The sequence below is a fragment of the Pseudomonas sp. N40(2020) genome (assembly GCF_014472415.1).
In the GTDB taxonomy this organism is placed as follows: Bacteria; Pseudomonadota; Gammaproteobacteria; order Pseudomonadales; family Pseudomonadaceae; genus Aquipseudomonas.
This window is the reverse complement of the sequence record NZ_JACSZV010000076.1, coordinates 1-10,275: the sequence shown is the minus strand read 5'-3', so window position 1 is coordinate 10,275 and position 10,275 is coordinate 1. Positions and strand designations below refer to the sequence as shown.

Sequence of the window (10,275 nt, the reverse complement as noted above, 5' to 3'; positions counted from 1 at the left end):
GCGATCTTTTGATCCTGTTTTTTAGAAGCAAGATCAAAAGATCGCAGCGTGCCGCAGCTCCTACATGGGTTATGTGTGGGGGGTCAGGATGAGATGATCCGGTTCTTGCCCTGGCGCTTGGCTTCATACATCGCCGCATCCGCGCGGGCGAACAGGCTGTCGAGGCTCTCGTCCTCTGCCGTGAGACTGGTCAGGCCCTGGCTCACGGTGATGCCAAAGGTCTGGCCTTCATGGCTGAAGTTCAAACGCTGAATCTGCTGTTGTAGCCGCTGGGCTACCTGCATGGCCATGTCTGGCGCGCAACCGGGGAACACCGCCGCAAACTCTTCGCCACCAATGCGCCCGAAAAGATCTCCCCGACGTAGCGAGCCACGGCCGCACTCGGCGATCTGTTGCAACACGTTGTCGCCCTGCGGATGACCGTAACTGTCGTTGATCACTTTGAAGTCATCGATATCCAGCAGCAGAAAGGCCAGCGGCGCGCCTTGCAGGCGTGCCTGTTCGAATTCGTGATGGGCGCATTCGAAGAAGTGTCGGCGGTTGCTGCTTTGAGTCAGCACGTCGGTGGTGGCCAGGCGTTGCAGTTCGGTTTCCATCTGCTTCTTGTCGGTGATGTCCTCGGCAATGCCGACGATAATCACCGGTTGCCCGGGTTCGTCCTGACGATTGATAAAGCATTTGTCGCTGAGCCAGCGCACCTGGCCGTCGGCGGCGATGATGCGGTACTCGCGATCTTCCACGGCGCCTTGGTGCAGCACTTCGGCGAGGCTGCGTTCGGCGTAGTCCAGATCATCAGGGTAGATGCTGTCGCGCCACTGGTTGTAGTCGGCGAGCAAGAGTCCCGCTGAGCGGCCGAAAATCCGCTCATAGGCCGGGCTGACGTACAGCACCTGACGGGTTTCCCAGTTGAAGGCCCATAGCACGGCGTTGACGCTGACCAAAAGCGAGCTGAACAGTTGTTCGCGCTCACTGAGGCGGGCGACTTCGCCTTGGGCGTGCATCAGCGCCATCAAGGTTTGCGCGGCCTCTGGCCACTGCGGGAGGGATGAGTCTTTTTGGTTGTTATTGACCATCGGCACAGATCTCAGAGAGCGTGCCGTGTCGACAACAACGGCCACGCCTAAACCCGCCGGAATGGCGAAGTCTTTGAGATAGGGGATTTAGGGTGAAGTTCCGAAGGGTGCGCCCGGGAGTTCGGGCGCACCGATCAACGGTCTCAGACTGCCGCAGGACGCAGCGAGTAGGTTTTCAACTGGTCGGCAAATTCGCGCAGGGACTGGATGCCACTGGCTTCGGCCTCGTGAATCCATTCCTTGATGGCAGCGAGCATGTCGTGGCCATTTGCGCTGGTCTTGACCCAGATCTGCTGCAGGGCCAGGCGTTTTTCGTAAATTACCTTCAACGACTGGCTGTGCTCGAGCATGTTCTGGATGCGTGCGTGATGACGATCTTCCAACAGGCTGGTTTCCCGCGACAACAGGCGTTTGGCCCGGTGGAACTGATGACGCACCGAATGATCGACCTTGGCCAGTTCCTGCTTGACCAGCGGGCCGATGACCAATTTGCGGTATTGAGCCATGATCTGGAAGCGGTTGTTGAGGATCGCCATGGCGGTGTCCATGTCCAGATTGCCCTTGCCTTCGACGCGATGGGCAATCGGCGCTACACGTTGCACCTTGGCCAGACGCAGGAAGCTGAAGACTTTGATCCACGCCCAACCGAGGTCGAACTCCCACTTCTTCACTGACAGCTTGGCCGAGTTAGGGTAGGTGTGATGGTTGTTATGCAGTTCTTCGCCACCGATCAGGATGCCCCACGGCACCAGATTGGTCGCCGCGTCACGGCATTCGAAATTGCGGTAACCGATGGCATGTCCCAGACCATTGACCACGCCGGCAGCCCATACCGGGATCCACATCATCTGGATCGCCCAGATGGTGATGCCGATAGTGCCGAACAGCAGCAGGTCGATAACGCCCATGATCGCCACGCCCAGCAGCGGATAGCGGCTGTAGACGTTGCGCTCGATCCAGTCTTCCGGGCAATTCTTGCCGTAGATGCGCAGGGTTTCCGGGTTTTCGGCCTCGGCGCGATACAGTTCGGCGCCTTTGCGCAGAACGGTGGACAAACCCTTGATGACCGGACTGTGCGGGTCATCTTCGGTTTCGCATTTGGCATGGTGTTTACGGTGGATGGCGGTCCACTCGCGGGTGTTCTGCGCCGTGGTCAACCACAGCCAGAAGCGGAAAAAGTGTTTCAGGCCAGCATTCAGCTCCAGTGAGCGATGGGCCGAGTAACGGTGCAGATAGACCGTGACGGCGACAATTGTCACATGGGTCATCAGCAGGGTGACTGCGACCAGTGACCAGGCCGACAAGCCAAGAAAACCTTCGTACCACATAGGCTGTAGGGCCCTCGATAAAGATAAAAACAGCCGTTGCATTATCACCAAGCACACAGATAAAACCAGTCGCCCTTTCAGATAAGAGTCGCTGGATGTTTCTTGACCTATAATTCCAACCTTTTTGTAGGGACATGGACGGCCGAATGTATGCCACTTATCGCGATGCCTTGCGTGCATCGCTGCTCTATCTCGTACTTGCGGCGGTCTGGCTGCAAGGTACTGGTTATTTATTAAACAGTTTCTTCGATAACTCCGTTGATCTGGCGCGATGGCAACTGATCAACGGTTATGTCTTTGCGGCGTTCAGCGCCGGGCTGATCTTCCTGGCGCGGGCGCGGTTATGCGAATTTCTCGGCATTGGTGCGCGTCTGCGTGAGCGTCACGCTGATCGCGAACGCTTGCGTCAAGCGGCTGCGGTGTTCGACTGCACCCGCGAAGGCGTGTTGGTCACTGACCGCCGGGGCCTGATCGTGCACGTCAACCGCGCGTTCATCGAGATCACCGGTTATCAGCGCGATGAAGTCCTCGGCCAGCAACCCAGTCTGTTCATGTCAGGCCACCATCCGCCGGGTTTCTATCAGGCGATGTTCGCGACGCTGGAAAGCCAGGGCGAGTGGAGTGGCGAGATCTGGAACCGTCGCAAAAGCGGCGAAATCTATCCGCAGTGGCAAACCATCCGCGTCATCCACGATGATCAAAAGAGCCAGGTCAGTCATTACGTCGCGGTGTTTTCCGACATCAGTGCGATCAAGCATTCCGAGCACGAACTCAAGCACCTTGCCCACCACGATCCGCTGACCGACCTGCCCAATCGCCTGCTGTTCGGCGACCGTGCCGAACAGGCACTGGCTTCGGCGCAGACCCACAAGCGTGGCTGTGCGTTGCTGTTGCTCGATCTGGATCACTTCAAGATGATCAACGACAGCCTCGGGCATAACGTCGGCGACCGCTTGCTTAAAGCTGTGGCGGCGCGTTTGCAGGTGCTGTTCGGCACCGGCATCACGCTGGCGCGACTCGGCGGCGACGAGTTCGCGGTGCTGGCGGAAAGTTGTCCACAGCCCGGTCAGGCAGCGGCGCTGGGCCAGCGCATTCTCGACGCGCTCAAGGAGTCGTTTTGCATCGACGGCCACGAACTGTTTATCAATGCCAGCATCGGCATCAGCCTGTTTCCCAGTGATGCGTTGAGTGCCGATCAACTGTTGCGCAATGCCGATGCGGCATTGTTCAAGGCCAAGGGCAGCGGGCGTAACGGTTACGCGTTGTACACCGAAGAACTCACCGCCCATGCCCAACAGCGAGTTGAGATTGCCTTCGAATTGCGCCGAGCGCTGGAGCAGCAGGAACTGCGGGTTTTCTACCAACCGGTGCATGACCTCAACACCGGTCGCCTGATCGGTGTTGAAGCGTTGGTGCGCTGGCAGCATCCGCAGCGCGGTCTGGTGTCGCCGGCGGAATTCATTCCAATTGCCGAACGCACCGGGTTGATCGCCGAAATCGACGCTTGGGTGATGCAGCAGGCGTGTCGGCAGATGTGCCAATGGCAGCAGGCCGGGGTGGTACTGGCGTTTGTCGCGGTAAATGTGTCGTCGCGGCTTTTCGCCCGGCGCGAGCTGTATCAGCAGGTGGCACAGGTGCTGCGCGATACCGGGCTGGATCCGGCGTATCTCGAACTGGAAGTGACCGAAAGCGCGGTGATGGACGATCCGGAAGTGGCGCTTGAACAGATGCATCGCTTGCGCGAATTGGGCATTCGTCTGGCCATCGATGATTTCGGCACGGGGTATTCGTCGTTGCTGCGACTCAAGCGCTTGCCAGTGCAGAAGCTCAAGATCGATCAGGGTTTCGTCGCCGGATTGCCGTGGGACGAGGATGACGCTGCAATTGTCCGGGTGATCATCGCGCTGGCCAAGAGCATGGGCATGCAGGTGCATGCCGAGGGGATCGAGCAGGCTGAGCAAGCGGCATTTTTGTTGGGACAGGAATGCGATTTGGGGCAGGGCTACTGGTTTGGGCGGCCGGTGTCGGCGAAGGAGATTGATTGGGCGAAGGCGCCGCAGATTGGCTGAGCCGAGTATCAATCTTGTTCCCACGCTTTGCGTGGGAATACCGCTCGGGACGCTCTGCGTCTGCCCCCAAAATCGCGGCGCAGAGCGCCGCAGGCTGCGTTCCCACGCAGAGCGTGGGAACGATCAGTTTTCTGGTTATATAAACATTCTTAAATAGTCTTTTTAAGAATATCTATGCCTCTCTTATATTGCTCCCACGCCGAACGCAGTGCCGCCCACTGCCAGGCAAATCCCATTCAAAGGAGCAGCACCATGAGCGCATCCCTTCGCAGCGTTGACGGTCAGGACGAAGCCACCATCTTGCGTGAAATCCAGAGTGCCCTGCGCGATCTGCGGTTCGGCGCGGTGGAGATCACTGTGCACAACGCTCAAGTCGTCCAGATCGAACGCAAAGAGAAATTCCGCTTGCAGCAACCGGGCAACAAGCCGAGCTAAAAAGATCGTCCGATCGCGGCCCGAGCCTTCGGCAGCTCCTACAGGGGGCTGTGTACAGGAGCTGGCGAAGGCGGCGATCTTTCAGCGGAACCTGATTTCAGCAGTACATAAGAAAAAGCCACCACCCAGAATTCCAGGAGCTTTCATCATGTCGTCGATTCGCCGTTACGCTTTGGCCGCGCTGGCCAGCGCTGTGTTTGCCGGTTCCGCGGTTGCCAAGGATTACGAGCTGCTCAACGTGTCGTATGACCCGACGCGCGAGCTGTATCAGGACTACAACGCCGAATTCATCAAGTTCTGGCAGAAGGACCATGCCGGCGACACCGTGAAAATCCAGCAGTCCCATGGCGGCTCGGGCAAGCAGGGCCGTGCGGTGATCGACGGCCTGCGTGCCGACGTGGTGACCCTGGCTCTGGCCGGTGACATCGACGAAATCGCCAAACTCGGCAAGACCCTGCCGGCCGACTGGCAGAAGCGTCTGCCGGAAGCGAGCACGCCGTACACCTCGACCATTGTGTTCCTGGTGCGCAAGGGCAACCCGAAAGGCATCAAGGACTGGGGCGATCTGGTCAAGAACGACGTCTCGGTGATCACGCCGAACCCGAAAACCTCCGGCGGTGCGCGCTGGAACTTCCTCGCCGCGTGGGCCTACGGCCTGAAAGCCAACGGCGGCAGCCAAGAAAAAGCCAAAGAGTACGTGCAGACGCTGTTCAAGCACGTGCCGATTCTCGACACCGGCGCTCGCGGCTCGACCATCACCTTCGTCAACAACGGTCAGGGTGACGTGTTGCTGGCTTGGGAGAACGAAGCATTCCTGGCGCTGAAAGAAGATGGCGGCGCGGACAAGTTCGACATCGTCGTGCCTTCTCTGTCGATCCTCGCCGAACCACCGGTGGCCGTGGTCGACAAGAACGCAGCGAAGAAGGGTAACGAGCAGATCGCCGAAGCCTATCTAAAGCATCTCTACAGCCCGGCCGGTCAGGAAATCGCGGCGAAGAATTTCTACCGTCCGCGTGACAAGGACGTGGCCGCCAAATACGCCCAGCAGTTCCCGAAACTGGAACTGGTGACCATCGACAAGGACTTCGGCGGCTGGAAAACCGCGCAACCGAAATTCTTCAATGACGGTGGCGTGTTCGACCAGATTTATCAGGCGCAGTAAGTTTTCATAGCCATAAACAAGCCCCGGATTTACCTTCGGGGCTTCGCGCGTTTTTTAACCAGGGACTTTTATGTCGCGTCGTATCTCCCCCGTCATACCCGGCTTCGGGCTGACGCTGGGTTACACCTTGGTGTACCTCAGCCTGATTGTGCTAATCCCGCTGGCGGCGATGTTCATTCACGCCTCGCAGCTCACCTGGGATCAGTTCTGGACGATCATCTCTGCGCCGCGCGTACTGGCTGCACTGAAGCTGAGCTTCGGCACCGCGCTGTGTGCCGCGATCATCAACGGCATCATCGGCACGCTGCTGGCCTGGGTGCTGGTGCGCTACACCTTCCCGGGGCGCAAGGTCATCGACGCGATGATCGATCTGCCGTTCGCCCTGCCGACGGCGGTGGCTGGTATCGCGCTGACCGCGCTGTACGCGCCGGCCGGCCTGGTCGGCCAGTTTGCCGCCGACCTCGGCTTCAAGATCGCCTACACCCCGTTGGGTATCACCCTGGCGCTGACCTTCGTGACCCTGCCGTTCGTGGTACGCACGGTGCAACCGGTGCTGGCCGATATCCCCCGTGAAGTCGAAGAAGCCGCCGCCTGCCTCGGTGCCAAACCGTGGCAAGTGTTCCGCCACATTCTGGTGCCGGCGCTGCTGCCCGCGTGGCTGACCGGTTTTGCCCTGGCGTTTGCCCGTGGTGTTGGCGAGTACGGTTCGGTGATTTTCATCGCCGGCAACATGCCGATGAAAACCGAGATTCTGCCGCTGCTGATCATGGTCAAACTCGACCAATACGATTACACCGGCGCCACTGCCATCGGCGTGTTGATGCTGGTGGTTTCCTTCGTCCTGTTGCTGCTGATCAACTTGCTGCAGCGGCGCATCGAAACCCCATAAGGAGGCGCGAACATGTCCCAATCGTCTATTGCGGCCGCTTCCTCGGCCAACGCTGCGCGCCGCGGCAGTGCCACGTCGCGGCGCATTCTGATCGGTCTCGGCTGGCTGATCTTTTTCCTGTTTCTGCTGCTGCCGCTGTTCATCGTGGTATCGCAGGGCTTGAAGAACGGTCTCGGCGCTTTCTTTACCGCGATCTTCGAACCGGATGCGCTGTCGGCACTGAAGCTCACCGTGTTCGCCGTGCTGATTTCCGTGCCGCTCAACCTCGTATTCGGCGTCAGCGCCGCGTGGTGCGTCAGCAAATACTCGTTCCGCGGCAAGAGCATGCTGGTGACGCTGATCGACCTGCCGTTCTCGGTATCGCCGGTGATCGCAGGTCTGGTCTACGTGCTGATGTTCGGCGCCCAGGGCCTGTTCGGGCCGTGGTTGCAGGAGCACGACATCCAGATCGTCTTCGCCCTGCCGGGCATCGTGCTGGCGACGATTTTCGTCACCGTGCCATTCGTTGCCCGCGAGCTGATTCCGCTGATGCAGGAGCAAGGCACGCAGGAAGAGGAAGCCGCACGTCTGCTCGGCGCCAATGGCTGGCAGATGTTCTGGTACGTCACCGTCCCCAACATCAAGTGGGGCCTGATCTATGGCGTGGTGCTGTGTACCGCGCGGGCCATGGGTGAGTTCGGTGCGGTGTCGGTGGTCTCCGGGCACATTCGCGGGGTGACCAACACCTTGCCGCTGCACGTCGAGATCCTCTACAACGAATACAACCACGTGGCCGCGTTCGCCGTGGCGAGCCTGTTGCTGATCCTGGCGCTCTTTATCCTGCTGGCCAAGCAGTGGAGCGAAAACCGTATCAACCGCCTGCGCGCCAGCGCCGCGGAGGAATAACTCATGTCGATCGAAGTGCGTAACGTCAGCAAGAATTTCAATGCGTTCAAGGCGCTGGACAACATCAGCCTGGACATTCACAGCGGTGAACTGGTCGCGCTGCTCGGCCCGTCGGGCTGCGGCAAGACTACCTTGCTGCGCATTATTGCCGGTCTGGAAACCCCGGATCAGGGCAACATCGTGTTTCACGGTGAAGACGTGTCCGGCCACGACGTGCGGGATCGCAACGTCGGCTTTGTGTTCCAGCACTACGCCTTGTTCCGGCACATGACGGTGTTTGACAACGTCGCGTTCGGCCTGCGCATGAAACCGAAAAACCAGCGCCCGAGCGAAAGCCAGATCGCAACCAAGGTTCATGAACTGCTGAACATGGTGCAACTGGACTGGCTGTCGGATCGTTACCCGGAGCAACTGTCCGGTGGTCAGCGTCAGCGGATCGCGCTGGCCCGTGCCTTGGCGGTGGAGCCGAAGGTGCTGCTGCTCGACGAACCCTTCGGCGCCCTCGACGCGAAGGTGCGTAAAGAACTGCGCCGCTGGCTCGCGCGTCTGCACGAAGACATCAACCTGACCTCGGTTTTCGTGACCCACGACCAGGAAGAAGCGATGGAAGTGGCCGACCGTATCGTGGTGATGAACAAGGGCGTGATCGAGCAGATTGGCTCACCGGGCGACGTTTACGAAAACCCGGCCAGCGATTTCGTTTATCACTTCCTCGGTGATTCGAACCGTCTGCACCTGGGCGGTGACAGTCACGTGCTGTTCCGTCCGCATGAAGTGTCGCTGTCGCGGCATGAGCTGGAGGATCATCACGCCGCCGAAGTCCGCGATATCCGGCCGTTGGGCGCGACCACGCGGGTGACGTTGAAGGTGGAAGGGCAGCCGGATCTGATCGAGGCCGAAGTGGTGAAGGATCACGACAGCCTGACGGGCCTGGCCAAGGGTGAGACCCTGTTCTTCAAGCCGAAGGTCTGGCAGAAAGTCGCCAGCATTTAAAATCAAAAGCTTCGCGAGCAGGCTCGCTCCCACATTTGGAATGCATTTCCCTGTGGGAGCGAGCCTGCTCGCGAAAGCTATCTAGACAGCCGCCCGATTCGGATTGACCCGCACCGCCCCCGCCCGCGCCTCGATCTGCTCTTTCAACTGCTGGCGCATCCCGAGCAGGAACGCCAACTCGGCCACGACAAACAGCGGCCCGACAATCAGCCCGCTCACATCATCGACAAACGCCGGTTTGCGCCCTTCATAGTGGTGCCCGACAAACTGAATCACCCAGCCAATCACAAACATTGCCAGACCACTGCTCAGCCAGACCATGGTGCTCTGCTGCGCCAGAACATGCCCGGCCCACACCGAAAGCCCCATCAGCACTGTCATCAGCACACCGAGCTTCACTTCCAGGCGCAGGTAAAACCACGCCGAAGCGAGCGCCACGATCACGGCCGGTGAAATCCACAACCCGCCCAACGACCATTCCGGACGCGACAGCAAAACCGCCACCGCCACCACAATCAGCGGAATGCCGATAAAGTGGCTGGCAATGTTGCGCGGGTCACGGTGGTAGGCGGCGTATTGACTCAAGTGATCGACGAGGCTTTTCATTGTTGTTCCTCCTGTAGGGTGATTGCAGCATGCCCCGGGTTGAGCGTTCGTTCTGTCAGGCAGCCGACAATCAGGAGATTTCATGGATATGCGTTCACGGCTGCTGACCGGGCAGTGGTTCAGTCATTTGCCTGCGTCCTTTCAGGATAGTCTGCTGGCGGCGGCCCGGGAGCGCCGGCTGACGGCGGGGCAGCGCCTGTTTCAGCGTGGCGATCCACCGTGCGGTTTGTACGCCGTGCTCGATGGCGCCGTGCGTATCAGCGCGGTGAGCGAGCAGGGCAAGGAAGCGTTGTTGAGTCTGGTGGAGGCGCCGCATTGGTTCGGCGAAATTTGTCTGTTCGACGGTCAGCCACGCACCCATGACGCCTTTGCCGTCGGGCCGTGCACGTTGCTGAATATTCCGCAGAATACAATGCTGAAATTGCTCGACGAGCAACCGGTGTACTGGCGGCACCTGGCGCTGTTGATGAGCCATAAGCTGCGCCTGACGTTTATCAATCTCGAACAGTTGAGTCTGCTGCCAGCGCCGGCGCGGCTGGCGCATCGCTTGCTGATGATCGCCGAGGGCTATGGCGAGATTGATGCGCCCCGTCGAGTGCTGCAACTGCCGCAGGAGCAGTTGGCGTCGATGCTGTCGCTGTCACGGCAAACCACCAATCAGATTCTCAAGGAGTTGCAGGGGCAGGGGATTATTGGCTTGGCTTACGGTGAGATCGAAATTCTTGATGCGGTGCGATTGCGTGCGCTGGCCACAATCTAATAATTCACATCGATCAATGTAGGAGTGAGCCTGCTCGCGATGCGGAGTGTCAGTCGATAAATGTGTGACTGACAC

Annotated in this window: 10 protein-coding genes; 7 read left to right on the top strand and 3 right to left on the bottom strand. The window is 59.4% G+C overall.

Annotation, left to right across the window (positions count from 1 at the left end):
* Nucleotides 1-83: 83 nt before the first annotated feature.
* Together IAI51_RS27545 and desA are read right to left on the bottom strand one after the other, a co-directional pair.
* Nucleotides 84-1,073 (bottom strand): GGDEF domain-containing protein, encoded by a 990-nt coding sequence (locus IAI51_RS27545; RefSeq protein ID WP_187681346.1) that lies wholly within the window; start codon nt 1,071-1,073, stop codon nt 84-86.
* 143 nt (nt 1,074-1,216) lie between these two features.
* On the bottom strand, nt 1,217-2,401 hold the full coding sequence (gene desA / locus IAI51_RS27540) for a delta-9 fatty acid desaturase DesA (RefSeq protein ID WP_187681345.1): 1,185 nt from the start codon (nt 2,399-2,401) through the stop codon (nt 1,217-1,219).
* 146 nt (nt 2,402-2,547) lie between these two features.
* Here desA and dibA point away from each other — a divergent pair, with 146 nt between their 5' ends.
* From dibA to IAI51_RS27510, 6 genes are all read left to right on the top strand, one after another.
* A complete protein-coding gene (gene dibA / locus IAI51_RS27535; protein WP_187681344.1) occupies nt 2,548-4,470 on the top strand; it encodes a phosphodiesterase DibA in 1,923 nt (640 codons plus the stop codon).
* Nucleotides 4,471-4,722: 252 nt separating this feature from the next.
* Nucleotides 4,723-4,905, top strand: coding sequence for a sulfur starvation response protein OscA (oscA, locus tag IAI51_RS27530; protein WP_022643503.1), 183 nt, complete (start codon nt 4,723-4,725; stop codon nt 4,903-4,905).
* Between the two features lie 148 nt (nt 4,906-5,053).
* Nucleotides 5,054-6,067, top strand: a complete 1,014-nt coding sequence (locus tag IAI51_RS27525; protein WP_187681343.1) for a sulfate ABC transporter substrate-binding protein — start codon at nt 5,054-5,056, stop codon at nt 6,065-6,067.
* A 70-nt stretch (nt 6,068-6,137) separates the two neighbouring features.
* Complete coding sequence (cysT, locus tag IAI51_RS27520) at nt 6,138-6,956, top strand: sulfate ABC transporter permease subunit CysT (protein WP_095191636.1); 819 nt, start codon at nt 6,138-6,140, stop codon at nt 6,954-6,956.
* Between the two features lie 12 nt (nt 6,957-6,968).
* Nucleotides 6,969-7,841, top strand: coding sequence for a sulfate ABC transporter permease subunit CysW (gene cysW / locus IAI51_RS27515; protein WP_187681342.1), 873 nt, complete (start codon nt 6,969-6,971; stop codon nt 7,839-7,841).
* A 3-nt stretch (nt 7,842-7,844) separates the two neighbouring features.
* Nucleotides 7,845-8,834, top strand: coding sequence for a sulfate/molybdate ABC transporter ATP-binding protein (locus IAI51_RS27510; RefSeq protein WP_187681341.1), 990 nt, complete (start codon nt 7,845-7,847; stop codon nt 8,832-8,834).
* 81 nt (nt 8,835-8,915) lie between these two features.
* On the opposite strand, the gene IAI51_RS27505 is transcribed toward IAI51_RS27510, so the two are convergent.
* Nucleotides 8,916-9,440, bottom strand: coding sequence for a DUF962 domain-containing protein (locus IAI51_RS27505; RefSeq protein ID WP_187681340.1), 525 nt, complete (start codon nt 9,438-9,440; stop codon nt 8,916-8,918).
* A gap of 82 nt (nt 9,441-9,522) precedes the next feature.
* Here IAI51_RS27505 and IAI51_RS27500 point away from each other — a divergent pair, with 82 nt between their 5' ends.
* The gene (locus IAI51_RS27500; RefSeq protein WP_187681339.1) at nt 9,523-10,200 is read left to right on the top strand and encodes a Crp/Fnr family transcriptional regulator; all 678 of its coding nucleotides are present in this window, start codon (nt 9,523-9,525) and stop codon (nt 10,198-10,200) included.
* Nucleotides 10,201-10,275 lie beyond the last annotated feature (75 nt).